Origin of the sequence: Amycolatopsis sp. WAC 01375, assembly GCF_003947325.1 — a bacterium.
GTDB lineage: Bacteria > Actinomycetota > Actinomycetes > Mycobacteriales > Pseudonocardiaceae > Amycolatopsis.
This window is the reverse complement of the sequence record NZ_QHHW01000053.1, coordinates 36,433-59,423: the sequence shown is the minus strand read 5'-3', so window position 1 is coordinate 59,423 and position 22,991 is coordinate 36,433. Positions and strand designations below refer to the sequence as shown.

Sequence of the window (22,991 nt, the reverse complement as noted above, 5' to 3'; positions counted from 1 at the left end):
GTGGCTGGGACCGGGTACTTCACATCCGTCGAAGACGTGACGGCGAAGCTCGCCGACACCGGCTACCTGGCCTCCGCGGCCGTCGCCACCACGGTGTTCCTCGCGGACGCCCTCGGTAAGCCGTTGCTGATCGAGGGCCCCGCGGGCGTCGGCAAGACCGAGCTGGCGAAGGCGGTCGCGCAGGCGAGCGGCTCCCGGCTCGTGCGGTTGCAGTGCTACGAAGGCGTCGACGAGTCGCGTGCGCTGTACGAGTGGAACCACGCGAAGCAGCTTCTCCGGATCACCGCCGGCAAGGACGAGACGTGGGACGAAGCCCGCAACGACATCTTCGGTGAAGAGTTCCTGCTGGCCAGGCCGCTGCTGACGGCGATCAAGGGCGACGAGCCGACCGTCCTGCTCATCGACGAGACCGACAAGGCCGACGTCGAGATCGAGGGCCTGCTGCTGGAGGTGCTCGGCGACTTCCAGATCACCGTCCCGGAACTCGGCACGATCACCGCCGGGCGCCGGCCGTTCGTGGTGCTGACCTCCAACGCGACGCGCGAACTCTCCGAGGCGCTGCGCCGCCGGTGCCTGTTCCTGCACATCGATTTCCCCGACGCGGCACTGGAACAGCGCATCGTGCGGCTCAAGGTGCCTGGCGTCGACGACGCGCTCGCCGCGTCCTTGGTCAAGGTCATCACCGCGCTGCGGGCGATGGAACTGCGGAAGGCGCCGTCGGTCGCGGAGACCATCGACTGGGCCCGCACGCTGCTGGCGCTCGGCGCGGACAGCCTCGGCGAGGACGTCGTCCGCGCGAGTCTCGGCGTGATCCTCAAACACCAGGAAGACGTCGTGAAGGCGGACGCGCGGCTGGAGCTCGGCAAGGTCCTCGACTCGTGAGCGGCGTGCCGGGCAGGCTCGTCGAGTTCGTGGAAGCGTTGCGGGAACACGGGATCCCGGCGGGTCCGAGTGAGACGGTCGACGCCGCCGCGGCACTCGAAGTGCTGGGCCTGGCTTCCCGCGAGCAGATGCGGGAAGGGCTCGCGGCGGCGCTCGTCCGGCGCGGCGGCCAGCGCGCGGTGTTCGACGCGACGTTCGACATCTACTTCCCGCTCGGCGTCGGCGCGCCCTCGCAGGACCCGGTCGAAGACCTGGCCGCGCTGCGGGACCGGCTCGCCGCCGCGCTCGCGGCGAACGATCAGACGGAACTGACGCAACTGTCCGGGCTCGCCGTCGACATGCTGGGGGAGTACGGCGGCACGTCGGGCTCCGGCGGCTGGTCGGCGCACCAGACCCTGGAACGGCTCCAGCCGCAGACCCTCGTGGTCCGCGTGCTCGAAGCGATCCGTGCGGGCGCTTCCAACGATTTCACTGACAGGCTGGACCGCGACGACGTCCGGCGGCGGGTCGAGGGCTTCCGTGGACTGGTGCGGACCGAAGCACGCCGCAGGGTGGCGGAAGTCCGTGGCAGGGAACGGGTTTCGCGGCACGCCGTCCCGCCCGCGGCCGACCGCGTCGACTTCCTGCTCGCCAGCCGCGCGCAACTCGCCGAACTCCGCCGTGTCGTGCAGCCCCTGTCCCGCAAGCTCGCCACCCGGCTGGCCGCCCGGCGACGGCGGCACGCGCGCGGGCAGATCGACCTGCGCCGGACGCTGCGACGCTCGCTGTCCACCGGCGGTGTCCCGATGCGTCCGTCGTACCGGCGGCACCGGCCAGGGAGGCCGGAAATCGTGCTGCTGTGCGACATGTCGGGCTCGGTTGCCGGTTTCGCGAACTTCACCATGCTGCTGGTGCAGGCCTTGCGCGACCAGTTCAGCAAGGTGCGGGTGTTCGCGTTCATCGACGCGTGCGACGAGATCACCCACCTCGTCGACACCGGCGCCGCCGATCCGGAGGACCTCGGCGCGCGCATCCTCGCCGACGCGGAACTGACCCGCTGGGACGGGCACAGCGATTACGGGCACGCGCTCGGCGAGTTCGTCGAGCGGTACTCGGATGCCGTGGGGCCCAAGACGTCCATGCTCATCCTCGGGGACGCCAGGACCAACGGAGGCGACCCGAACCTGGCGGCGGTTCGCGGGATCGCCGCGGCCGCGAGGCATACCTACTGGCTCAATCCCGAGCGGACGGCGTTGTGGTCCACCGGTGACTCCGAGGCGCACGCGTACGCGGAGGTCGTCGAGATGCACGAATGCCGGAACGTGCACCAGCTGACCAAGTTGGTGACGCGCCTCTTGCCCGCGTAGGGCGTCACGCAATTAGTCACCTAGTTGCGCGGGGTTACCGCGGCCTTCCCGTAGGCGTCGGCGTTGCTGAACACTTCCTGCCCGTACGCGGCGGAGTTGTTGTAGGTCAGCACCGCGGTCCACCATCCGGCGGGTTTGCCGAGGTCGCCGCCCCGGGCGCACAGGTACCGGGCGGTCGTCATCGCGGCGTCGTCGATGTTCTGCGGATCCGGCGCGGCGCCGTCACCGCTCGCACGGACGCCGTACCGCTTCCAGGTGGCGGGCAGGAACTGCATCGGCCCGACCGCGCGATCCCATTTCGGGTCGCCGTCGAGGGCGCCCTTGTCGGTGTCGACGACCGCCAGCACGCCGGGGGAGCCGTCGAGCGGGATGCCGATGATCGGCGGCGTCACGACGCCGTCCTCGCCGGCGCGGGAGCCGTCGTGCCGGGCGTGCTGGGATTCGGTCCGGCCGATCCCGGCGATGGTCGCCCAGGTGATTCCGCAGCGTGGCGTGGTCTTCGCGGTCTTCTCGGCGGCGTTCACGTACGCCCGCAGCGCGCGCGAAGGAATGTCCGTGTTCTCCGACACCTTCGCGATCCAGGCGTCCTTCGCGGGCTCCGCGGGCAGCGGTCCGGCGTCGCCGGGGATCGCCGAACGCGGGGCGGGTTTGAGCGCGGGGACGACGAATTCCGGTTTGACCGGCACCGGCTCGCGGTCGGTGAGGCTGACCACGACCCATACGACGCCCGCCACCAAGGCGCCCACGACCAGCAGCGCGAGCATCACGCAGCCGCGCGGGCCGCGCCTCTTGGGCGGTGGTTGCCACTGGTCCATGAGGTCCAGTGCCGAAGGGGACGAAGCGGTCACCGGTTCCACGGTACGTGACTGTTGTGGAGAACTTGTGTAGCCCGCCTTCCCGGGTGAGCCTGCCCACGACCCGCGATTCGTCACCTACTTGCGCTCTCACGCCTGCGCGACTACCGCAAGTAGGTGACGAATTGCGGGGTGCGATCGCCCCCTTTGCCCGGTTGACAGCGGTTCGGCCGGATGGTGAGACTGGTCCGCGTTAGGAAAGTTTCTTAACAAGGGCTCGCCGCGCCCCTGCCCACGGAACGCAACGATGCTTCTGAAGGAGGCACAAAGTGGTACGCCCAAGATGGCGGGCGGCGCTGGTCACGGTGCTCGCGGCCGCTTCGGTCCCGATCTCCGCCCAGGCCGCTTCCGCGGCTCCCGTCCGCTACGAGTCCGAGAACGCGACGGTCTCCCGCGGCGTGGTCGAATCCAATCACCAGGGCTTCACCGGATCCGGCTTCGTCAACTACGACAACGTCACCGGCAGCTACGTCGAGTACACCGTCAACGCGGCGCAGGCGGGACAGCACACGCTGACCTTCCGCTACGCCAACGGCACCACCGCCAACCGTCCGCTCGACATCACCGTCAACGGCGCCATCGCCGTCGACGACCTCGGGTTCGCCGGCACCGGCGCGTGGACGACCTGGCGCACCGTCACCACCACGGTGAACCTCGCGGCGGGCGGCAACAGGATCCGCACGACCGCCGTCACGTCGAACGGCGGGCCCAACGCGGATTCGCTTTCGGTCGAGGGCAGTGGTGGTTCCAACGACACCGAAGCGCCCTCGGCGCCGGGCTCGCCCACCACGTCGAACGTGACCTGCGGCAGCGCGACCCTGAGCTGGCAGGCGTCGGCGGACAACGTCGGGGTCGCCGGGTACCGCGTCCTCCGGAGTGGTCAAACCGTCGCCACGACGGCGAATTCGCCCGCGACGGTGACCGGTCTCTCCGCGTCGACGTCGTACTCGTTCACGGTGGTCGCCTACGACGCGGCGGGGAACACGTCCGCTCCGAGCAACGCCGTCTCGATCACCACTCCGGCGTGCGGTACCGGGACGCCGGTGTCGATCAACGGAAAGCTCCACGTCTGCGGCGTCAAACTGTGCAACCAGTACGGCAAGCCCATCCAGCTGCGAGGGATGAGCACGCACGGGATCCAGTGGTACAGCCAATGCGTGAAGACCGCTTCGCTGGACGCGCTGGCCAACGACTGGAAGGCCGACATCCTGCGTGTCGCCATGTACATCCAGGACGGCGGTTACGAAAGCAACCCGCGCAAGTTCACCGACATGATGCACAACTACATCGAAGAAGCGACGAAACGCGGGATGTACGTCCTCGTCGACTGGCACCAGCTCGATCCCGGTGACCCGAACGCGAACACCCACCTCGCGAAGACGTTCTTCGCCGAGATCGCCCAACGGCACAAGGACAAGGTCAACATCATCTACGACGTCGCGAACGAGCCCAACGGGGTCAGCTGGGCTGACGTCAAGCGATACGCCGAAGAGGTCATCCCGGTGATCCGGGCCCAGGACCCGGACAGCGTCGTCTTCCTCGGCACGCACGGATGGTCGACCTTCGGCATCTCCGACGGCCGCGACGAGAACGACATCCTCGACAACCCGGTCAACGCCACCAACATCATGTACACGTTCCACTTCTACGCGGCATCGCACCAGGACGAGCACTACGACGCGCTGGCGCGGACCGCGGACCGGATCCCGGTGTTCGTCACGGAATTCGGCACCCAGACCTACACGGGTGACGGCGGGAACGACTTCACGTACTCGCAGAAGTACCTTGATCTGCTGGCCGCCAAGAAGATCGGCTGGACGAACTGGAACTTCTCCGACGACTTCCGTTCCGGTGCCGTGTTCAAGACCGGAACCTGCGCCGGGAACTCCTTCACCGGCACTTCGATGCTGAAGCCCGCCGGTGTCTGGGTGCGGGACCGCATCCGCACGCCGGACGACTTCCCGACCGGCTGAGCCAGGACGCCTCGTGCCCGCTGTCCTCACCGGGCACGAGGCGTTCCCCGGCATGGCAGACTCCGCCGGATGAACGCGTGGCTCACCAGCCTCATCGCCGTGGCCGGGACCCTGCTCGGCTCGACGTCGACCTTCTTGTTCCAGCGGCTCAACACCGCTCGCGCCGAGCGATTCACCCGAGAAGAACGACTCCGCCAGGACCGGACGGAAGCCTGTGCCGACTTCGCGGGCGCGATCACCGGGCTCAGGCGCGGCGCGGTCAGTCTGTGGCTCTTGCGACAGCGAGCCACCGCCACCGACGAGGACGTGCGCGCCGCATTCACCGAATCCGACGTTCTCGGCGCCGCGGCGGACCACGCCCGCTTCCAGGTGGCGCTGCTCACCGGCGATCCGGAGCTGGTGGCGCTCGCCGATGTCGCCTTCGAGCACTGTGCCGCGATCAGGGAAGCGGCCGACCATGCCGGACTGGCCGGTCACGAAGAGCGGTGCCAGCGGGCGCTCGATGCCTTCATCGATGCCGCGGGGGCCCAGGTGCGAGGCGTCAGGCCAGCCAGGCGTCGATCTCTTGGTGGATCGAACGCTTGAGCTCGGCCGGCGCGAAGGACGCGTCGACGGACGCCCTGGCGAGGCCCGCGAGCGCGAGGTCGTCGTAGGCGAACGCCTCGCGAGTGCGCAGGAACTCGTCGGTCAGTGTCGTCCCCGTGATCGACGGGACATCGGTGCTGAGCGTGACCACGAGCCCGGCGTCGACCAACCGGGGGAGCGGGTGCTCCTCGAACGACGGCACGAGCCCGAGCGTCACGTTCGACGACGGGCAGACCTCCAGCGCGATACCGCGTTCCCGCACCTCGGCGACCAGCGCGACATCCTCCAGGATCCGGATGCCGTGGCCGATCCGCTCGCTGTGGCCGACCTCGAGTGCCTCGCGGATGCTGGCCGGTCCGGCGTCCTCGCCCGCGTGGTGTATCAGGCGCAGTCCGGCCTCGTCGGCCTCGTCGCAGATCCCGGCGAACGGCGCGAGCGGGTACTTCTCCTCCCCGGCGAGGCCGATCGCGAACACCCCGTCCGGGGCGTACCGGCGCGCCAGGTCGAGGGTGAGCCGGGCGCGTTCGACCGACCGGCGGCGTGAGTGGTCCAGGAGCATCCGCCAGTGGAGCCCGTATTCGGCCGCCCCCGCCGAGAGTCCTTTGAGGACGGACGCCAGCGGCATGTCCGGCTCGCCCAGTCGTTCGCCGTGCGAAGCCGCCGTGAAGGTGACTTCGGCGTAGCGGACCCCGTCCGCGACCTGGTCCTCGCAGAACTCGCGCGCCACCCGTTCGAAGTCCTCCGGCCTCCGCAGGCAGGACCGCAGCAGCCCGTTGTAGTCACCGAACGCGCGGAACCCGTCGAACACGGGTTGTTCCGCGGGTACGGCGACGCCGTTCGCCTCACCGAGGTCACGGAGCGTGTCCGGCCGGATCGTGCTTTCGAGGTGGACGTGCAGATGGGCCTTGGGCAGCAGCGAAAGATCCCGCATGGGCTCGAACCTAGTGGCCTCGGCCCGCGTCGCGCGCCCCGTTTTCCGTGCTCCGACCGGCGCGGATATCCGAAATGAGTGATTCGGCGCGCTTCGGGGAACCCAGTGACCACTACCGGTCGTTGAGCAGGACACCAGACGACCCCGAGGAAAGGGACCACAGTGCCTCTACTGCGGAAGTTGACCGCCCTGGCCGGCACCGCCGGGGCCGTGCGCGCCTACGTGCGGAAGAACCCGGAGAAGGTCTCGAAGGTCGTGAACAAGGCCGCGACCTTCGTCGACCACAAGACGAAGGGCAAGTACCACAGCCAGATCGACGGCGCGGTACGCAAGGTCGACGGGATGGCCGGACGGCCGCCGCGCCGGCCGTACGAGCACTAGGCCTCGGCGAGCGTCTCGAGGATCTGCTCGCCGTACTTGGCGAGCTTGTTCTCGCCGACGCCGCTGACCGAACCCAGCTCCTGCAGCGTGGCGGGCCGTTTGGTGGCGATCTGGCGCAGGGTCGCGTCGTGGAAGATCACGTACGCGGGCACTCCCTGCTCCTTCGCCGCCGCGGCTCGCCACGACCGCAGCAGTTCGAACACCGGCGCCGCCTCGGCGGGCATGTCGGCTGCCGCGGCCTTCTTCGCGCTGGACCGGGCCGCGGCCTTGGCCGCCCGCTCCGGCTCACGCCGCAGCTGGACCTTCCGCTGCCCGTTCAGTACCTCGGCACTGCCCTCGGTCAGCACGAGCGAGCCGTAGTCGCCTTCGACCGCCGCGAGCCCCTGCGCCAGCAGCTGCCGCACCACGGCCCGCCACTCGGGCTCCTTCAGCTCCGTGCCGATCCCGAACACTTTCAGTGAGTCGTGCCGATGCTGCGTCACCTTCGGCGTCGACTTGCCGAGCAGGATGTCGATGATCTGGCCCGCGCCGAACTTCTGCCGTCGCTCGTTCTGCAGCCGGACGATGGTGGAGAGGAGTTTCTGCGCCGGGATCGTGCCGTCCCAGGTCTCCGGCGGCGCCAGGCAGGTGTCGCAGTTGCCGCACGGCTCGCTCTGCTGCCCGAAGTAGTTCAGCACCTGCACTCGACGGCATTCGACCGTCTCGCACAGCGCCAGCATCGCGTTGAGGTGGGCGCTCAGCTGCCGCTTGTGCGCCTCGGACCCCTCCGACATGTCGATCATCTTGCGCTGCTGGACGACGTCCTGGAGGCCGTACGCCAGCCACGCCGTCGACGGCAGCCCGTCACGACCGGCGCGACCGGTCTCCTGGTAGTAGCCCTCGACGGACTTCGGCAGGTCCAGGTGCGCGACGAACCGTACGTCCGGTTTGTCGATGCCCATGCCGAACGCGATCGTCGCGACGACGATCAGCCCGTCCTCGCGCAGGAACCGCGACTGGTGCTTCGCGCGCGTCCGCGCGTCCAGCCCGGCGTGATAGGGCACCGCCGGAATCCCGTTCTCGACCAGGAAGTCCGCGGTCTTCTCCACCGAGTTCCGCGACAGGCAGTAGACGATGCCCGCGTCGCCCTTGTGCTCGGTGCGCAGCAGCTCCAGCAGCTGCCGCTGCGGCGAGTTCTTGCCGACGATGCGGTACTGGATGTTCGGCCGGTCGAAGCTCGCGACGAAATGCCGCGCGTCCTCCAGATTGAGCCGGGACGCGATCTCGGCGTGCGTGGTCCTGGTCGCGGTGGCGGTGAGCGCGATCCTCGGCACGTCCGGCCAGCGCTCGTGCACCGCGGACAGCATCAGATAGTCGGGCCGGAAATCGTGCCCCCACTGGGAGACGCAGTGCGCCTCGTCGATCGCGAACAGCGAGATCTTGCCGCGATCGAGCAGCCGCACGGTGGATTCGACCGAAAGCCGCTCCGGTGCCAGGTACAGCAGGTCCAGCTCGCCGGCGACGAAGGCGGCCTCGACCCTGTTCCGCTCGGCGTAGTCCTGCGTCGAGTTGAGGAAACCCGCGCGCACGCCGAGGTTGCGCAACGCGTCGACCTGGTCCTGCATCAACGCGATCAGCGGTGAGATCACCACCCCGACGCCCGGCCGGACCAGCGCGGGGATCTGGTAACACAGTGACTTCCCGCCGCCGGTGGGCATGAGGACGAGCGCGTCACCGCCTGCGATGACGTGGTCGACGATGGCGTGCTGGTCGCCGCGGAAGTCGTCGTAGCCGAAGACGCGGTTCAGCGTTTCCAGGGCTTCCGAGGTACCGATGTCGGGGGCTGCCACCCGGACGATTCTAGGGGCGGGGTCCGACAGTCCACGCGCCCGCGCACCTCAGCGCGGGAACTCCCAGTCCAGCGCCCGGTTCGGGGTGACGACCGGCCGGTAGCCGCCGACGACGGACCCGCCGGTCTCCAGCGCCGTCGCGGTCTGCTCCAGCAGTTCGGTCAGGGTCGCGGGCAAGCGGTCGAAGCTCACCGACCCCTCGTGGTTCCAGTCGCCGAGCCGCCCGGTGCCGGTGCGCTGGTCGAGGAAGAGCCCGTCACCGCCGCCGTCGACGGCGACCGGCACGAACCGTCCGTGCCACCAGGAACCGACGTTGCCGTCCAGCCCGCTCGAGATCAGCACATCGCACATGACCTTCGCTTGGCTCGCGACGGTTTCCGTGGACGCGAGGTGGTGGAACGGGGGTAAAGCGAAGCTCTCGCCGATGCCCGAGACACCGTCGTGCTGCAGCAGGAAGGCGATGAGTTCGGCGGGGAAGGCGACGCCGGCCTTCCGTTGCGCCTCGGCGATCCGCGCGATCGTCGCGGGCGGCCGGAGGGTCTTCGCCGTCGTCGGCGCGTTGGCTTTGAGCCACCGTTCGACGCGGTCCCAGGCGGCGTTCACCCGCCGGGTGGTCGCCTCGGGGACCGTGGCGAGTTCGGCAGGGCCCTGACCCGGACGGCAACCGCTGTCGACGGTCAACGTCGGCCGGGTCGTGGGCACGGGTGGTGCGGCGGTCGAGTAGGAGGGCGTGCGTGGTGTCGTCGGCGGGGCCGGGTACGACTGCGCTCCCATGTCCCGCCCACCGCGCTCCGTGACCGCGAAGACGAGCCCCAGCACGATGACGACGCTCGCGACGGCGATCACAACGGCCCGCCTCCACCCCTTGAGCATGGGCCTAGTCGTTCCCTTCGGCGGCCTTCCGTCGCTCGCGGCGGCCACGGGCGATCTCGGTGGCGAGCGCGTCGAGCGGCCCGGTCCAGAAGCGCCGGTACTGCTCCAGCCAGCCGTCGATCTCCTTGAGCGGGCCGGGATCCACCGAGTACAGCCGCCGCGCGCCCTCGGCGCGGACGGTGGTGAAGCCGTTCTCGCGCAGGACGCGCAGATGCTGGGAGACCGCGGGCTGCGAGATCCCGAACTCGGCGCGCACCACCGTGGTCACGTCGCCGGAGCTCTGTTCCCCGCCCGCGAGCAGTTCCAGGATCCGGCGGCGCACCGGATCCCCCAGGACGTCGAACGCGTGCATCCGGCAACTATCACGGCCTGGGCTTATATAAGTCAAGGTTGCAAGGCAGGGGTCACCTCGCGGTGTCATTGTGGAGGGAGACGCAGGAAGGGGATTCGATGAAACTGGCCGAAGTGGTGGCCGACGGGTTCGGCCGCGTCCAGGAGGTCGTGCACGCCGCCGTCGAGGGGTTGGACGCCGACCAGCTGACCGAGAGCCCGGCTCCGGGCGCGAACACGATCGCCTGGCTGGTCTGGCATCTGACCAGGGTGCAGGACGATCACATCGCCGACCTGATGGACACCGAGCAGATCTGGACAGCGCGGGACTGGGTGGGCCGCTTCGAACTGCCCTTCCCGGCGTCGGACACCGGATACGGGCATCGTCCCGAGGACGTCGAGGCCGTCCGCGTCGACTCCGCCGAACTGCTGACCGGGTACCACGACGCGGTGCACGAAGCGACGACGGCTTGGGCCGCGGGCCTCGCCGAAGCCGACCTCGACCGTATCGTCGACGAAGCGTGGGATCCGCCCGTCACTCTCGGGGTTCGCCTGGTCAGCGTGCTTTCCGACGATCTCCAGCACGCCGGGCAGGCCGCGTACGTCCGAGGGCTCGTACTCCGCGATACGTAGGCGAGGTGCCGCTCCACGACGGACGACAGGAGCTCAGCCCGCGGAAACACTGGGCACATGAGTACTTCCACAGTGCGGCGACCGCCGGTGACGCTCACCCCGCGGTGGCGGAAACTCGCCCTCGTCGTCCATGTCGTTTCGTCACTCGGCTGGCTCGGGATCACCATGGTGAACGCGGTCCTGACCTTCACCTCCGTGTTCACCGACGACGCCCGCCGCCAGCACGGGGCCATCCTGATGATGGACCAGATCGGCGGCTACCTGCTGCTGCCGGTCAGCCTGACCGCCCTGATCAGCGGGATCGTGCTCAGTGTCGGCACGAAATGGGGACTGATCCGGTACAAGTGGGTCGCGATCAAACTGGTGCTGACCCTGGCCGCCGCCGGGCTGACGCTGTTCTCCCTGTTGCCGGGTATCCGGGAACTGGCGGTGGCTGCCGAGTCCACTATGGACGGTGCGTTCGTGGAAGCGGGACGCCGGGTGGACGGGTTCTACCCGATCATCGTGTCCACGACGATGTACGTGACCATGACCGTGCTGTCGGTCTACAAGCCCGGCGGCAAGACACCCTATGGCCGCCGGGTGGCCGCGACGCGGGTTCGAGAACGTCAGCCTGCGTAGGCCGTGTCTCGTAACTCGAGCCTCCGGAAGTCCGTGAAGGCCTCCTTGCCTACCGTGAAGGTCCGTGAAGGAGGCCTTCACGGACCCCCGACACGTCACATTTGCCTTACCCCTCACTCGAACTCCTCGAGCGCTTCCTCGACCCGCTCGGCTTCGGCGCGCAGATCGTCCAAGACGGTCTGCGCGGCCGCGGTCTCGCTGTTCGCGGTCTCTTCCTCGAGTTCGGCGTCGGCGAGCCGCCGCCGGAGGTCGTTCGCCTTCTCGGTGGCCTTTTCGGACCGGCGTTCGGCACGGGAGAGGTCGATCTCGGCCTGTTTGCGGGCCTTCGCGAGATCGGCCGCCTCGCGCCGGAGCCGGTTGAACTCCGCTATCCGCTTCTCTTCGCGTTCGGCCTCTTCGCGGGCCTTGGCGATGCGCTCCCGGTCGGCCTTCTCGGCGGCCTCCCGTTTCGCCTTCCGCCGATCGTCCAAATGCGACACGGTGGCGGGCTTTTCCCGCTCCGGGGCGGGTTTGCGCTTCGGTTGCGGGGTGAACCCGCTGGTCAGCCACTGGTCGCCCGAGCTGTCCGCGCCGCTGCTCAGCCGCCCGGCCAGCGCGAGTGCCGCCACCTCGGGATCGGCCACGACGGCCTCGAGGGTCGCTTCGACTTCGCGGGTGACGGGCTCGCTCATCGACCGTTCGTCCCGCAGGATCCGGTTCACCAGTTCCTGACGCCGCCGGGCCAGCTTGCGCAGGTCCGCGCCGGCCAGGGCCGAATGCGCCTTTCGCAGATCGTCGCCGAGCCTGGCCAGCTCCGCGAGCTCAGGGGAGCCCGCCCGGCGATTGAGGATCGTGGCCGCGAGCGTGGGCTTCCGTAACGCGCGGATCCGTTCGGCCAAGGCGGCTTCCCCCGCCGCTTTTGCCTCTTTCGCCCGCTGGTTGCGCACCGACACGAACTCGGCCGGATCGCCGGCGTAGAGCTCATCCGCGACCTGGTCGAAGTCCATCGTCCTCCGCAGGGTCAGTGGCCGGTCAAGGCCGATCAGGTGGCCATGCTGCCGCATTCGTCCGACGATGATCCCACGAGACCGCGGAGCTTTCACCTTTTCGGTGGTATTCGGTCACGCTCCACTTTCGGCGTACCCGGCGGAACACCGATTACCCGGGGCCGGTCGGCCCAAGGGCAGATCGGCATTTTGGAGGTGGTGCGCCCTCTCCGGCGCAACAACGATGAGCGGCAGGGGGAAGCCATCTGCCGCTGGAGGCACGAATGTCCGTCACCGAACGCGCTCCCGTTTCGCCGCAGGCGCATTTCCTCGGCTCCGGTCCGTATCCGGAACATCGGTGGCGGGTGGTGCTCTGGTCCGTCCTCGCCGGATTCGCGCTGACGGTGATCTGGTCGGCGCCCTTTGTGGACAGTGTGATCGGCGACAGCGTCGCCAACACCCTCCTCGGTCACGACGCCAAGGAGACCCCGATCGGCGGAGTGCTGGCCGGGACGTTCTTCGCGTTCGTCTCCGGGCTCGCCGGAACGTTCACCGCGTGCAATATCGCCGCTTTCGGCGCCGTCGCGCCGCTTGTCGGCGGAGGAGCCGCCGGGCGGCCGAAGTTCGGCGACACCTTGAAGCCGCTGGGCTGGATCGCGGCGGGAATGCTGACGGTCTCCGTGGTGTACGGCGTCGTCGTCGCGCTCGTCGGCACGAGGATGCCGCAGTTCTCGACAGTTTCGTCGCCGGGCGGGCTCACCCCGCGGAACATCCAGTCGATGATCGTCTACGGCGTGATCGGGATCGTGTTCATCGTGCTGGGCCTGGCGTCCGTCGGGCTCGTCCGCAACCCGATCGGCGGCCTCACCCGCCGGTTCCCGCCCGCGCCGCTCGTGCTGATGGGCGCGCTCATCGGCGGATTCCTGATCGGCAGGCCGTTCCCGCTGTTCCGGATGATGTTCCGCAGCGCGGCCGAAAGCCACAACGTCTTCTACGGCGCCGCCGCTTTCTCCCTCCAGTCGGTCGGCAACATCCTGGTGATGGCGTTGTTGTTCCTGCTGCTCACGCACGGCACGGGCGGACGGCTTCAGCGATGGATGCTCGCGAAACCCACCAGGATCGCCGTGGTGACCGGTGCCGCGTTGCTGGTCGCCGGCACTTTCACGTTGCTGTACTGGGATCTGCGGGTGCTGGGCCGGACCGGCGTCATCTGGTATCCGACCATCAAGTGGTGAACAGCCGCGCCAGCAGCTGTTCGACCGATTCCTGAAGGCACCTCGCCGCGTCTTCCCGGCCGGCGAGGTGTTTCAGCAGACCTTGCTGGAACAGCCCGTCGAAGAGCGCGTACGTCGTCGACGGGGCGAAATCCGCCGGCTTCCCGAGAAGTTCCGCATAGCGGGAGACGACCCGCCAGATCATCAGTTCGAGTGTCTCGTCGATGGCGAGGACCTCGGCCTGGAACAACTTCTCGAACAGGCTCTGGTTACGCAGGTCGTACCAGAGCCGGTGCAGCCGGGCGTTTTCCCGCAGCGTGGCCGCCGTCGCGGCACCGAAGGTCCGCTTCAGTTCTTCGGCCGTTTCCGCGGTCTCGACCATCCGGTCGTACCGGGTGACGCATTCGGCCTTGTACTGCTTGACGCAGTAGGTGATCAGCTCGGCCTTGTTCCGGAAGTAATAGTGCAGCACCCCGTGGGAGAACTCGGAGTTCTGCGCGATCTCCCGCAGGCTCGTGCGCGCGTAGCCCAATTCGGACAACGTGACCAGCGCCGACATCGCCAGCTGCGCGCGTCGCTGATCGAACCTGTCCACCCGGCGGGTTTCGTCACCGCTGCGGTCCGCCACGTCGGTCACAGTTCCCGGTTCCCGTCGCCTCGGGTGCCCGCCGGACACGAGCACGTCGTCGGATTCTAGCCCGGGAAAGGGTTTTCTTGCGCCCGACAGAATTCATTCGAGCCACTCGGTGATGAAATGGTCGCTCTCGTGGATGTGGACGGCTTCGTAGGTTTCCGGGCCGATCACGGCGAACTTGTGCGGGGTGTCCGCGGGCACGACCAGGACGTCGCCCGCACCGCCTTCACGTTCGGCGTCGCCGATGGTGAACCTGGCCCGGCCGCGGATGATGACGAACGTCTCCCGGTACGGGTGCTGGTGCAGCCTCGGTCCGGAACCGTCGACGTCGGTCCGTTCGCGGATGATCGAGATTCCGGAGCCGATGTCGCGGCCTTCGACGTTTCCCAGGTTGTCGGTGGTCATTACGCCACCTTAAACCTGGTCACACCCTTCACAGGCCTATTCGCCGCGGTCGACCACGAACGCCGAAAGACCGACGAGCAGCGCTCTCGCCGGCCGGTCGGGGAGGCCGAGCGCGAGGTCCCTCGCCTTGGCGGCGTATCCGTGGGCTTCGGCGAGGGCGCGGTCGACACCGGCGGAGCCGCGCAGGAGCCCGAGTGCCTCCTGGCGGACCGCCGGATCGGAAACCGGCCCGTGGCCGATGATCTCGCGCAACCGCGCTGCACCTGGCCCCTCGTCGTCGAGCGCGTGCAGCATCGGCAGGGTGACGATGCCTTCGCGGAGGTCCGTGCCCGCGGACTTGCCGAGGTCGGTGGTGGACGCGGAGATGTCGAGGACGTCGTCGGAGATCTGGAACGCGACGCCGATCAGTTCGCCGTACTGACCCAACGTTTCGATGGTCCGCTCATCCGCACCCGACACCTGGGCGCCGAGTCGTCCCGCCATCGCGATCAGCGAGGCGGATTTGTCGGCCATCACCTGGATGTGGTGCTCGTAGGGCGCGTGACGGCCACAGTCTTCGAACGGTCCCGTCGTTTCCAGGAACTGCCCGCGGACGAGCCTGCCGAACGTCTGCGCCTGCGAACGCAACGCGTAGTCGCCGAGCCCGGCACCGACACGTGCCGCGCAGGCGAGCACGTAATCGCCGATCAGGACGGCCTTCTTGTTGCCCCACAACGAGTTCGCACTGGTCACCCCATGCCGCATCGGCGCCTCGTCCATGACGTCGTCGTGGTAGAGCGTCGCGACGTGGACGAGCTCGGCGAGTACGGCCGCCGAGATCGCATCGCCTCGTCCGTCGCCGAACGCCGCTCCGGCCAGCGCCATCAACGGCCGCAGCCGTTTTCCGCCCGCGCGCACGAGATGGGTGGCGGCTTCGGTGAGATCCGGCTGCCCGGGACTGCGTAACACCTCCTGAAGTCTGTCTTCGACCAGGGACAACCCGGTGCGGAGTTCGGCGGCGAACTCCGCGTGCCGCTCGTCGGCCGGGTCCAGCCCGATTTCGGTGAGGATCGTGGTCGTGGTCACGACCTCCAGCATCCGAGCCGGACGGCCGCGACCGCATGCCGCCGGAGAGGGAGATCGTTCCCTCCCGGGAGGGAAACCGCCGGGTCAGAAGGGCGGCTCCGGACTCCCGGCGGTCACCGGCGTTCGTTCCCACGCGCCGTCCGACGGGGTGCCTCCCGAACTTCGGCCCGCCTTGTTCACCTTTGCCGTGGCATAACGCAGCGACGGGCCGATCTCGTCGACGTCGAGCTCCACCACCGTGCGTTTCTCGCCTTCCTTCGTCTCGAACGATCGCTGTTTCAACCTGCCCTGCACGATCACCCTGGTCCCCCTGGTGAGTGATTCGGTCAGGTTCTCCGCGGCCTGTTTCCACAATGAGCAGCGCAGGAACAGCGGGTCGCCGTCGCGCCATTCCCCGCTCGCGCGGTCCAGTACGCGCGGCGTCGACGCGACCGTGAAGTTCGCGACCGCCGCCCCCGAGGGGGTGAACCTCAACTCCGGGTCGGTCGTCAGGTTTCCGATCACCGTGAGCACGGTTTCTCCGGCCATGGGACTTTCTCCTCGCTTCCGCGCGCGGGCCCGGCCGGGCCCGCTGTCGCCTGGGAAGAGGAGACCACCGGGGTACGACAGTTTCCGGCGGTCCTGGGTGGCCGGATGTCAGGAAAGGGTCGTTCAAGACGAAAAGTGTCCTGAACGACCCTTTCATGACATCACGGTGACCGTCGCATGTGGACCGATCAGTCCTTGAGCGCGTGCCGGAAGTGTTCGGCGAGGTCGAGCGCGACGGCTTCTTCCCGCGTGTACCAGAGGTGTGCGTCGTGTTCCTCGGGATCGAGCACGACGTCTCGCGGCTCGTCTTCGGCGAGCGTGTACACCGTGGCGTGGATCCGCATCGGCTTGCCCGTGACGTCGTCCCAGCTGCGGGCACCGCGTTCCCCGGTGACGCGAACGGTCAGCCCGGTCTCCTCGGCGAACTCGCGGACCACGGTCTCGGCGGGCCGCTCGCCCGGCTCGACGGTGCCGCCCGGCAGCTCCCAGTGGCCGCCGAGGAAGGACCCCGGCCGCCGCCGGATGAACAGGATCTTCCCGTCGCGGATGAGCCTGCCGTAGGCCAAGTACTTGTCCGTCACGAGCGCATCTTCCCGCACTCGGGAAGCCCGGTCCGATTGAGGACCGAACCTGTCCGCAATGCCTCGTAACGTGGGCATCATGGAAAACACCGAGATCCGCGCCTTCCGCCTCGACGTCCCTCAGGAGCAGCTGGACGAACTGCACGCGAAGATCGACAGCGCGCGCTGGCCCGCTCCGCTCCCCGGCGACGGCTGGGACACCGGAGTGCCGGTGGCATGGCTGCGCGGACTCGCCGAGTATTGGCGCCACGGTTACGACTGGCGCGCCGCCGAACGCGAGATCAACGGCCACCCGCAGTTCACCACGGTCATCGACGGGCAGCGGATCCACTTCCTGCACGTTCGCTCGCCCGAAGCCGACGCGACGCCGCTGATCCTCACGCACGGCTGGCCGGGTTCGGTGGTGGAGTTCCTCGACGTCATCGGTCCGCTCACCGACCCGAAGGCGTACGGGGGTGACCCGGCGGACGCGTTCCACCTCGTGATCCCGTCGCTGCCCGGTTTCGGTTTTTCGGGTCCTGTCTCGGATTCCGGCTGGACCATGCCGCGGATCGGCCGCACATGGGCGGAGCTGATGCGACGGCTCGGGTACGAACGCTACGGCGTGCAGGGCGGCGACCTCGGCGCTTCCGTGTCGCCGGAGGTGGCGAGGTTCGCGCCGGACAAGGTGATCGGCGTGCACGTCAACGGCGGACTGACGCCGATGCCCCCGATGTCGTTGTCGGAGGAGGAACTCGCTTCGCTCACCGACGTCGAACGCGACCGCGTGAAGCGGATCGGCGCGTTCATGCAGGAGGAGTTCGGGTACATCGCGATCCAGTCGACGCGGCCGCAGACCCTCGGCTATGGGCTCGTGGACTCGCCGGTCGCGCAGCTGGCCTGGATCATGGACAAGTTCCGGGAGTGGACGCATCCGCGCCCGACGCTGCCGGAGGAGATCATCGGCCGGGACCGGTTGCTGACCAACGTCATGTTCACCTGGCTCACCGGCACGGCGGCTTCGTCCGCGTACGTCGGCTACGCGCAGGCGGAAACCTGGGGAGCCGTCGAGAAGAACTCCGGCGTGCCGACGGCGGCGTTGATCTTCGCGCACGACGTCGGGATCCGGCGGTACTCGGAGGACGCGCACACGATCGTGCGGTGGACCGATGTCGATCGCGGCGGGCACTTCGCGGCGTTGGAGGAGCCCGAGATCCTGGTCGGGGACGTGCGGGAGTTCTTCCGCTCCCTCAAATGACGAGGACGGCGGCTTCCCCGAGGAAGCGGCCGTAATCGTCCACTTCGGACTCCAGCCCGACGATGACGGTCCGCGCGAGCGTGGCGAAGGGCTCGACGACGACCTTCGTCCGCTTCGCGGTCCGCTTGGTGTGCCAGATTCCGGCGATCCGGCCGTCGACCAGTACGGTCGGCGCGATCATCCCGCCGCCGGAATTGACGCGCTTCGCCTCGGCCGGGTCGAGGAGAAGTTCGCGGTCGCGGTAGCCCAGCAGGTAGGTGTCGAAGGCGCCGAGCAGGCGCGGGGGACACGGTGGAGCGGAGAGGCCGGTCTCCGGCAGCGCGAAGCCGTGGCCGGCGGGCACGAGATCCAGCGCAGCGAAAGCCTTGCGGCACAGGCCGAGCGGGAGACCGGACCAGGCGCCGAAGTCCTCGGCGGTCGCGACGCCATACGCGGTCAGGTATCGGTGGGCGAGTTCCGCGTGCGGTTCGTCCGGTGTGTGGTCCTCGGTGGCCCATTCGTCGAGGAGTACGTACGTCGGCTCCGTTCCGTCGTCCTGACCTCGGCAGAGCAGACCGCGATTCGCCGCGTACGCCAGGAGATGGGCCGGAGCCTGGGATCCCGCGTCGAGCGCGATGCCGTCGGCGGCCAAGCCGTCCAGGATCTCCTGCCGGGTGAGTGCCTTGCCCGGCAAGAGATCCTGGAGCTTTGCGAGTGCGCGTTCGCAGAGTTCGCCGGTGAGCCCCAGTTGCGTGCGGCGGCCTTGCCCCGCCTGGACGTTACGCGGCCCGAACAACCGGTTCAGCCAGCGGAGATCCGCCGTCGGCACCAAATGGAGCGTCTTGCGCATCAGCCAGGTGCGCGCCACCGCGCGGGATCCGTCGACGTCCGGCGCGCTCAGTCCCCGGCTGCGGGCCCGGATCGCGAGCCGGGCGGCGGGAGTCGACTGCGCCTGGATCGCGGCGACCGACCTGGCCACGGCGAGCACGTCCGCGGCCGGGGCGGCCAGCAGTTGCGCGTGGGCGCGGACGGCGCGGATGTCGTTGTCGGACAGCGTCACCCGTTGACGATCTCATGGGCGTTCGCCGGTTCGGTGTGCACGACCGCTTCCGCGAGCCGCGGGAGGACTTCGCGCAGCCGCCGCTCGACCTGATGGGCGAGGTGGTGTGCCTCGGTGACGCTCAGCCCGGACTCGACCGAAACCGCCAGTTCCGCACGCAGGCTGTGACCGATCCAGCGCATCCGCAGGTCCCGGGTGCCGAGTACCCCGGGCACCTCGGCGGCCGCGCGTTCGGCGCGATCGACGTCGGCCGGGTCGACGGCGTCCATCAGGCGGCGGAAGACCTCCTTGGCCGCGTCGCGCAGGACGAACAGGATCGCGACCGTGATGGCGAGGCCGATGATCGGGTCGGCCAGTGGGAAACCGAACGCGACACCGGCCGCACCGAGCACGACCGCGAGGGAGGTGAAGCCGTCCGTACGCGCGTGCAGCCCGTCGGCGACCAGCGCGGCGGATCCGATCTCTCGGCCGACGGTGATCCGGTACCTGGCCACGAGTTCGTTGCCCGCGAAACCGATGACCCCCGCCGCGGCGACCACCCACAGATGCTGGACCGGGCGTGGATCGAGCAGTCGCTGGATCGACTCGTACCCGGCGAGGAAGGCCGACGCGGCGATGAGCAGGACGACGAGCACGCCGGCAAGGTCTTCGGCGCGCCCCAGTCCGTAGGTGTAACGGCGGGTGGCGGCGCGGCGGCCGAGCAGGAAAGCGATGCCGAGCGGGACCGCGGTCAGCGCGTCGGCGAAGTTGTGGATCGTGTCGCCGAGCAGGGCCACCGATCCGGTGATCAGCACGAGCACGAGTTGGGCGACGGCGGTGACGAACAGAGCGATGAACGACCAGATCAGCGTCCGGACGCCGCGTTTGCTGGTCTCCAGCGCGGTGTCGACGCGATCGGCGCTGTCGTGGCTGTGCGGGGTCAGCAAGTGGCGGAGGCGGCTCTTCCCCTGCCCGTGGCCGTGACTGTGTCCATGGCCGGTCATTCCTCACCTCACTGTTCTGATACCTGCGCAGTCATGCAGGTACGCAGACAGAAGGGTAGCGGCTATCCTCCTGACATGCACGAGTCGGTCCCGGATTTCGAGATGCCCACCGAGGAGCAGGTCCACCTGGCCGCGGAGACGTTCCGGCTGCTCGCGGATCCGACCCGGATCAAGGTGCTCTGGGCGCTCCTGCAGGGCGAGTCCTCGGTCGCCTGTCTCGCGGAACTGGCGGGCGCGGCGCCGACGGCGGTCAGCCAGCATCTCGCGAAACTGCGGCTCGCCGGACTGGTCAAGGGTCGCCGCGAGGGGACGTTCGTCTACTACTCGGCGGCCAACGACCACGTCCGCGGCCTGCTCGCGCAGGCGTTGTTCCACGCCGATCACATCGATCGCGACATCCCGGCGCTGCATTCGGCGGGGAAACCCCACCGTCCGGCGGCGCGCTGAATCCGGCTACGGTGGAACCGTGACCCAGTCCTCGTACCCGGCCGCCCTGCGGTGGCTGCTGTTGTGCGTGGTGGCGCTGGGGCTGGTCGGCATGCATCACGTGGTCGCCGAGTCCGGCCACGGTGCGGGGCACTCGGCCGTCGCGATGGCGGATCCATGTTGCGCGGACACGCCTTCGCACGACGATGGCGGACACAAAGGACTGCATCTGTGCCTCGCGGTACTCGCCGCGGCCGTGCTGCTGATCGTCACCTGGCTGCTCGTCCGGAATGGACGGACGGCGGGGGCGACCTGGAAGTCACGCCGGGGCGGCGGTTCGGCGTCGGGCCGTGATCCTCCGCGCTGGAGACCGGTTCCCGAGAGATTGTCCTTCCTTTGCGTGTTGCGGGTGTGACAGGCGGGTTCGTCCCGCCCTGCCCGAAACCGAGTTGAGGAAAGAACCATGACCAGCAGGAAACTGGCCGGGGCGGCCCTCGCCGCCCTGGCCTCCTTCGCCGTGCTCACCGGATGCGCGAGCTCCGACACCGCGTCCACCGGGCACGACATGTCCACGGTGAAGGCGCCGGATCCCCAGCAGGCCGGCCACAACCAGGCCGACGTCACGTTCGCGCAAGGGATGATCCCGCACCACGAACAGGCGCTCACGATGGCGAAACTCGTCGACGACCGCACTCGCAACGCGAAGGTCGTCGACCTCGCCGCGCGGATCCAGAAGGCGCAGGATCCGGAGATCCAGCAGCTGAACGGATTGCTGAAAGGCTGGGGAGTGGCACCGTCGGGCGAGCACTCCGGGCACGGCTCGGCGTCCGGCATGATGACCGAGGAAGATCTCACGAAACTCGGCCAAGCCAAAGACGCCGCCTTCGACAAGCAGTGGCTGGAGATGATGGTCGAACATCACGAAGGCGCGCTCGAGATGGCGAAGACCGCGCTGCAACAGGGCAGCAACGCCGAGGTGAAGGCGTTGGCGCAGAAGGTGATCGACGGTCAGCAGGCCGAGATCACCGAGATGCGCGCACTGCTCGGCTGAGCCGGGACGGTGGCGCGGGTCAACAGGCCCGCGCCACCGCCTCCCGAAAGTGCGGGCACTGGGTGAAGTCTTCGTGTTCGCATCCGAGAGCGCAGTCGACGATCGCGAGCGACGCTCGCGCGGCGGCGATACGTCGCTCGAGTTCTTCTTTGTGCTGTCTGAGGGCCGCTTCGCGTTCGCCGGGCTTCAGGAACATCTCACGGATGCCGTCGAGGCTCAATCCCGCCTCCTTCGAGCGCAGGATGATCGCTATCCGGTACAGATCGCCGTCGTCGTACCGCCGCCGATCACCCGCCCGCGCCGGCTTGAGCAGGCCGACGGATTCCCAATGGCGCAGTACATGCGTCGCCAGGCCGAAGCGCTCCGCGACCTCGCCGACGCTCAAGGTGCTTGACTTCATGTCGCCATTAAGTCGGACGATCCCCGGTATGTCCATGTTGCAGCGGCTCGACGCCGCCGATGCCCTGCCGGGAGCCGCCGAACTGCGGGCCCGGACCTACGAACTGCTCCGGCTCGAGCCCGGTTCCGCGGTGCTCGACGTCGGCTGCGGTGCCGGCCTGGCCGTATCCGAGTTGTCTTCCTGGGGATTCCGTGCGCTCGGCGTCGATCTCTCGACCGAGATGGTCGGAGAGGCCCGTCGTCGATCGCCTTCGTCTGAGTTTCTGGTCGGTGACGCTTACTCGCTGCCAGTCGACGGAGGGTTCGCGGGATACCGGGCGGACAAGGTGTTCCATGAACTGGCCGAGCCCGAGCGCGCTTTGGCGGAGGCGCGCCGAGTTCTGGCTCCTGGCGGGCGGATCGTGTTGTCAGGACCCGATTGGGAGGCGCTGATGATCGATTCCGCCTATCCGGCACTGACGCGCGAGATCGTGCGCGCCCGGGCTTCGGTGATCGCCGCACCCCGGATCGCGCGCGGGTTTCGACGGTTGCTGGCCGGATGCGGGTTTCGTGAGGTTTCGGTGGAGGGGGTCGTCGGTTTCCTTGGCGGGGCTTCGTTCTTTCGCGGGTTGGTGGAGGTGGCCGTCCGGGTGGGCGCGGTTTCTGTTGAGGAGGGGGAGGTTTGGCTGGCGGAACAGGTTGATGGTGGGGGTTTTGTTGCTGTGCCGCAGTTTTTGGCCAGTGGTCGCGCTGTGGCTCTGTAGTTGGCCGGTTTGTGTGGTTGCCGGAAAACGGTAGCACCCGTGGTGCCTGTGAACCGGGCGTGGGAAGGTCCCCCAGCGTACGGGACTTCCCGGCCCTGGCCCTCGCCTTGGGGCGAGTTGTGGCGCTACTGCTGAGCCGGTTTGTGTCGTTGCCGGGAAACGGCGACGCTCGCGGCACCTGTGAACCGGACGCTGGAAGATCCCGTGCGTACGAGACTTCCCGGCCCCCGCCATTGGGCGAGTAGCGGTACTACTACCGGGCCAGTTTGGGTCGGTTGCCGGAAAACGGCAACACCCGCAGCACCCAGGGGCGGGATGTCGGGAGATCTCCTTGTACGCGGGACTTCCTGGCCCCGCCCCATCGTTGGGCGAGTTGCGGCGCTACTACCGGGTCGGTTTGTGTCGTTGCCGGAAATCGGCGACGCCCGCGGGGCGGGATGTCGGGAGATCTCGTTGTACATGGGACTTCCCAACCTCGGCCCT

At 68.6% G+C, this 22,991-nt stretch carries 27 protein-coding genes; 13 read left to right on the top strand and 14 right to left on the bottom strand.

All coding sequences use genetic code 11. The features are described from left to right. Together DL991_RS34735 and DL991_RS34730 are read left to right on the top strand one after the other, a co-directional pair. Complete coding sequence (locus tag DL991_RS34735) at positions 1-882, top strand: MoxR family ATPase (protein WP_125788591.1); 882 nt, start codon at positions 1-3, stop codon at positions 880-882. Then, on the top strand, positions 879-2,228 hold the full coding sequence (locus DL991_RS34730; protein WP_125788590.1) for a VWA domain-containing protein: 1,350 nt from the start codon (positions 879-881) through the stop codon (positions 2,226-2,228). Before DL991_RS34735 ends, DL991_RS34730 begins: the two co-directional genes overlap by 4 nt. A gap of 20 nt (positions 2,229-2,248) precedes the next feature. Here DL991_RS34730 and DL991_RS34725 read toward each other — a convergent pair whose 3' ends face one another. Further along, positions 2,249-3,076 carry a lytic transglycosylase domain-containing protein gene (locus tag DL991_RS34725; RefSeq protein ID WP_125788589.1) on the bottom strand — a complete coding sequence of 276 codons (828 nt, stop codon included), beginning with the start codon at positions 3,074-3,076 and terminating at the stop codon, positions 2,249-2,251. 275 nt (positions 3,077-3,351) lie between these two features. On the opposite strand from DL991_RS34725, the gene DL991_RS43110 reads away from it, so the two are divergent. After that, complete coding sequence (locus DL991_RS43110) at positions 3,352-5,055, top strand: cellulase family glycosylhydrolase (RefSeq protein ID WP_199754186.1); 1,704 nt, start codon at positions 3,352-3,354, stop codon at positions 5,053-5,055. 99 nt (positions 5,056-5,154) lie between these two features. Continuing rightward, positions 5,155-5,640, top strand: a complete 486-nt coding sequence (locus DL991_RS34710) for a hypothetical protein (RefSeq protein ID WP_233599172.1) — start codon at positions 5,155-5,157, stop codon at positions 5,638-5,640. On the opposite strand, the gene add is transcribed toward DL991_RS34710, so the two are convergent. Further along, positions 5,597-6,571, bottom strand: coding sequence for an adenosine deaminase (add, locus tag DL991_RS34705; RefSeq protein WP_125788587.1), 975 nt, complete (start codon positions 6,569-6,571; stop codon positions 5,597-5,599). The two genes, DL991_RS34710 and add, sit on opposite strands and share 44 nt — an antisense overlap. A gap of 162 nt (positions 6,572-6,733) precedes the next feature. Between add and DL991_RS34700 the strand changes: the two genes are divergently transcribed. Continuing rightward, positions 6,734-6,952, top strand: coding sequence for an antitoxin (locus DL991_RS34700; RefSeq protein WP_125788586.1), 219 nt, complete (start codon positions 6,734-6,736; stop codon positions 6,950-6,952). Here DL991_RS34700 and recQ read toward each other — a convergent pair. The 3 genes from recQ to DL991_RS34685 are packed head-to-tail and all read right to left on the bottom strand — an operon-like array spanning position 6,949 to position 10,006. Next, positions 6,949-8,781 carry a DNA helicase RecQ gene (gene recQ / locus DL991_RS34695; RefSeq protein WP_125788585.1) on the bottom strand — a complete coding sequence of 611 codons (1,833 nt, stop codon included), beginning with the start codon at positions 8,779-8,781 and terminating at the stop codon, positions 6,949-6,951. The two genes, DL991_RS34700 and recQ, sit on opposite strands and share 4 nt — an antisense overlap. A gap of 48 nt (positions 8,782-8,829) precedes the next feature. After that, positions 8,830-9,627, bottom strand: coding sequence for an SMI1/KNR4 family protein (locus DL991_RS34690; RefSeq protein WP_233599171.1), 798 nt, complete (start codon positions 9,625-9,627; stop codon positions 8,830-8,832). Positions 9,628-9,658: 31 nt separating this feature from the next. Next, a complete protein-coding gene (locus tag DL991_RS34685; protein ID WP_125788583.1) occupies positions 9,659-10,006 on the bottom strand; it encodes a helix-turn-helix transcriptional regulator in 348 nt (115 codons plus the stop codon). Between the two features lie 98 nt (positions 10,007-10,104). Between DL991_RS34685 and DL991_RS34680 the strand changes: the two genes are divergently transcribed. Next, a complete protein-coding gene (locus tag DL991_RS34680) occupies positions 10,105-10,617 on the top strand; it encodes a DUF664 domain-containing protein (RefSeq protein WP_125788582.1) in 513 nt (170 codons plus the stop codon). A 57-nt stretch (positions 10,618-10,674) separates the two neighbouring features. Further along, positions 10,675-11,238 carry a hypothetical protein gene (locus tag DL991_RS34675; RefSeq protein WP_233599170.1) on the top strand — a complete coding sequence of 188 codons (564 nt, stop codon included), beginning with the start codon at positions 10,675-10,677 and terminating at the stop codon, positions 11,236-11,238. A 113-nt stretch (positions 11,239-11,351) separates the two neighbouring features. On the opposite strand, the gene DL991_RS34670 is transcribed toward DL991_RS34675, so the two are convergent. Further along, positions 11,352-12,224: a hypothetical protein gene (locus DL991_RS34670; RefSeq protein ID WP_125788626.1), complete on the bottom strand. Its 873-nt coding sequence runs from the start codon at positions 12,222-12,224 to the stop codon at positions 11,352-11,354. A 263-nt stretch (positions 12,225-12,487) separates the two neighbouring features. On the opposite strand from DL991_RS34670, the gene DL991_RS34665 reads away from it, so the two are divergent. After that, the gene (locus tag DL991_RS34665) at positions 12,488-13,438 is read left to right on the top strand and encodes a hypothetical protein (protein WP_125788581.1); all 951 of its coding nucleotides are present in this window, start codon (positions 12,488-12,490) and stop codon (positions 13,436-13,438) included. On the opposite strand, the gene DL991_RS34660 is transcribed toward DL991_RS34665, so the two are convergent. From DL991_RS34660 to DL991_RS34640, 5 genes are all read right to left on the bottom strand, one after another. Then, the gene (locus DL991_RS34660) at positions 13,428-14,054 is read right to left on the bottom strand and encodes a TetR/AcrR family transcriptional regulator (protein ID WP_125788580.1); all 627 of its coding nucleotides are present in this window, start codon (positions 14,052-14,054) and stop codon (positions 13,428-13,430) included. The two genes, DL991_RS34665 and DL991_RS34660, sit on opposite strands and share 11 nt — an antisense overlap. Positions 14,055-14,147: 93 nt before the next feature. Further along, complete coding sequence (locus DL991_RS34655) at positions 14,148-14,456, bottom strand: cupin domain-containing protein (RefSeq protein ID WP_125788579.1); 309 nt, start codon at positions 14,454-14,456, stop codon at positions 14,148-14,150. A 36-nt stretch (positions 14,457-14,492) separates the two neighbouring features. After that, positions 14,493-15,521 (bottom strand): polyprenyl synthetase family protein, encoded by a 1,029-nt coding sequence (locus DL991_RS34650; protein WP_233599169.1) that lies wholly within the window; start codon positions 15,519-15,521, stop codon positions 14,493-14,495. Positions 15,522-15,605: 84 nt separating this feature from the next. Then, complete coding sequence (locus DL991_RS34645; RefSeq protein WP_125788577.1) at positions 15,606-16,049, bottom strand: single-stranded DNA-binding protein; 444 nt, start codon at positions 16,047-16,049, stop codon at positions 15,606-15,608. Positions 16,050-16,237: 188 nt separating this feature from the next. Then, on the bottom strand, positions 16,238-16,630 hold the full coding sequence (locus DL991_RS34640) for an NUDIX domain-containing protein (protein WP_125788576.1): 393 nt from the start codon (positions 16,628-16,630) through the stop codon (positions 16,238-16,240). Between the two features lie 79 nt (positions 16,631-16,709). Between DL991_RS34640 and DL991_RS34635 the strand changes: the two genes are divergently transcribed. Further along, positions 16,710-17,867, top strand: coding sequence for an epoxide hydrolase family protein (locus DL991_RS34635; protein ID WP_125788575.1), 1,158 nt, complete (start codon positions 16,710-16,712; stop codon positions 17,865-17,867). Here the strand turns inward: DL991_RS34635 and DL991_RS34630 are convergent. Beyond that, positions 17,860-18,906 carry a winged helix DNA-binding domain-containing protein gene (locus DL991_RS34630; protein WP_125788574.1) on the bottom strand — a complete coding sequence of 349 codons (1,047 nt, stop codon included), beginning with the start codon at positions 18,904-18,906 and terminating at the stop codon, positions 17,860-17,862. The two genes, DL991_RS34635 and DL991_RS34630, sit on opposite strands and share 8 nt — an antisense overlap. Then, complete coding sequence (locus DL991_RS34625; RefSeq protein ID WP_199754185.1) at positions 18,903-19,889, bottom strand: cation diffusion facilitator family transporter; 987 nt, start codon at positions 19,887-19,889, stop codon at positions 18,903-18,905. Before DL991_RS34625 ends, DL991_RS34630 begins: the two co-directional genes overlap by 4 nt. Before the next feature lie 75 nt (positions 19,890-19,964). On the opposite strand from DL991_RS34625, the gene DL991_RS34620 reads away from it, so the two are divergent. Genes DL991_RS34620 through DL991_RS34610 form a run of 3 tightly spaced genes read left to right on the top strand, consistent with a single transcriptional unit; the run spans position 19,965 to position 21,366 of the window. Further along, complete coding sequence (locus DL991_RS34620; RefSeq protein ID WP_007030039.1) at positions 19,965-20,336, top strand: metalloregulator ArsR/SmtB family transcription factor; 372 nt, start codon at positions 19,965-19,967, stop codon at positions 20,334-20,336. Between the two features lie 19 nt (positions 20,337-20,355). Next, complete coding sequence (locus DL991_RS34615) at positions 20,356-20,730, top strand: DUF6153 family protein (protein ID WP_125788573.1); 375 nt, start codon at positions 20,356-20,358, stop codon at positions 20,728-20,730. A 48-nt stretch (positions 20,731-20,778) separates the two neighbouring features. Further along, positions 20,779-21,366: a DUF305 domain-containing protein gene (locus DL991_RS34610; RefSeq protein WP_125788572.1), complete on the top strand. Its 588-nt coding sequence runs from the start codon at positions 20,779-20,781 to the stop codon at positions 21,364-21,366. A gap of 19 nt (positions 21,367-21,385) precedes the next feature. Here the strand turns inward: DL991_RS34610 and DL991_RS34605 are convergent, their stop codons facing one another. Next, positions 21,386-21,766, bottom strand: a complete 381-nt coding sequence (locus tag DL991_RS34605; protein WP_125788571.1) for a MerR family transcriptional regulator — start codon at positions 21,764-21,766, stop codon at positions 21,386-21,388. A 28-nt stretch (positions 21,767-21,794) separates the two neighbouring features. Here DL991_RS34605 and DL991_RS34600 point away from each other — a divergent pair, with 28 nt between their 5' ends. After that, entirely contained in the window at positions 21,795-22,508 is a 714-nt protein-coding gene (locus DL991_RS34600; protein ID WP_125788570.1) for a methyltransferase domain-containing protein, read from the top strand. Positions 22,509-22,991: the final 483 nt, after the last annotated feature.

Excerpts from the sequence above, each read along its gene's own strand:
- DL991_RS34610 (WP_125788572.1), top strand. The coding sequence starts at position 20,779 with ATGACCAGCAGGAAACTGGCCGGGGCGGCCCTCGCCGCCCTGGCCTCC.
- add (WP_125788587.1), bottom strand. The coding sequence starts at position 6,571 with ATGCGGGATCTTTCGCTGCTGCCCAAGGCCCATCTGCACGTCCACCTC.
- DL991_RS34675 (WP_233599170.1), top strand. The coding sequence starts at position 10,675 with ATGAGTACTTCCACAGTGCGGCGACCGCCGGTGACGCTCACCCCGCGG.
- DL991_RS34635 (WP_125788575.1), top strand. The coding sequence starts at position 16,710 with ATGGAAAACACCGAGATCCGCGCCTTCCGCCTCGACGTCCCTCAGGAG.
- DL991_RS34685 (WP_125788583.1), bottom strand. The coding sequence starts at position 10,006 with ATGCACGCGTTCGACGTCCTGGGGGATCCGGTGCGCCGCCGGATCCTG.
- DL991_RS34670 (WP_125788626.1), bottom strand. The coding sequence starts at position 12,224 with ATGGACTTCGACCAGGTCGCGGATGAGCTCTACGCCGGCGATCCGGCC.
- DL991_RS34620 (WP_007030039.1), top strand. The coding sequence starts at position 19,965 with ATGCACGAGTCGGTCCCGGATTTCGAGATGCCCACCGAGGAGCAGGTC.
- DL991_RS34645 (WP_125788577.1), bottom strand. The coding sequence starts at position 16,049 with ATGGCCGGAGAAACCGTGCTCACGGTGATCGGAAACCTGACGACCGAC.
- DL991_RS34680 (WP_125788582.1), top strand. The coding sequence starts at position 10,105 with ATGAAACTGGCCGAAGTGGTGGCCGACGGGTTCGGCCGCGTCCAGGAG.
- DL991_RS34605 (WP_125788571.1), bottom strand. The coding sequence starts at position 21,766 with ATGAAGTCAAGCACCTTGAGCGTCGGCGAGGTCGCGGAGCGCTTCGGC.
- DL991_RS34625 (WP_199754185.1), bottom strand. The coding sequence starts at position 19,889 with ATGACCGGCCATGGACACAGTCACGGCCACGGGCAGGGGAAGAGCCGC.
- DL991_RS34655 (WP_125788579.1), bottom strand. The coding sequence starts at position 14,456 with ATGACCACCGACAACCTGGGAAACGTCGAAGGCCGCGACATCGGCTCC.
- DL991_RS34665 (WP_125788581.1), top strand. The coding sequence starts at position 12,488 with ATGTCCGTCACCGAACGCGCTCCCGTTTCGCCGCAGGCGCATTTCCTC.
- DL991_RS34600 (WP_125788570.1), top strand. The coding sequence starts at position 21,795 with ATGTCCATGTTGCAGCGGCTCGACGCCGCCGATGCCCTGCCGGGAGCC.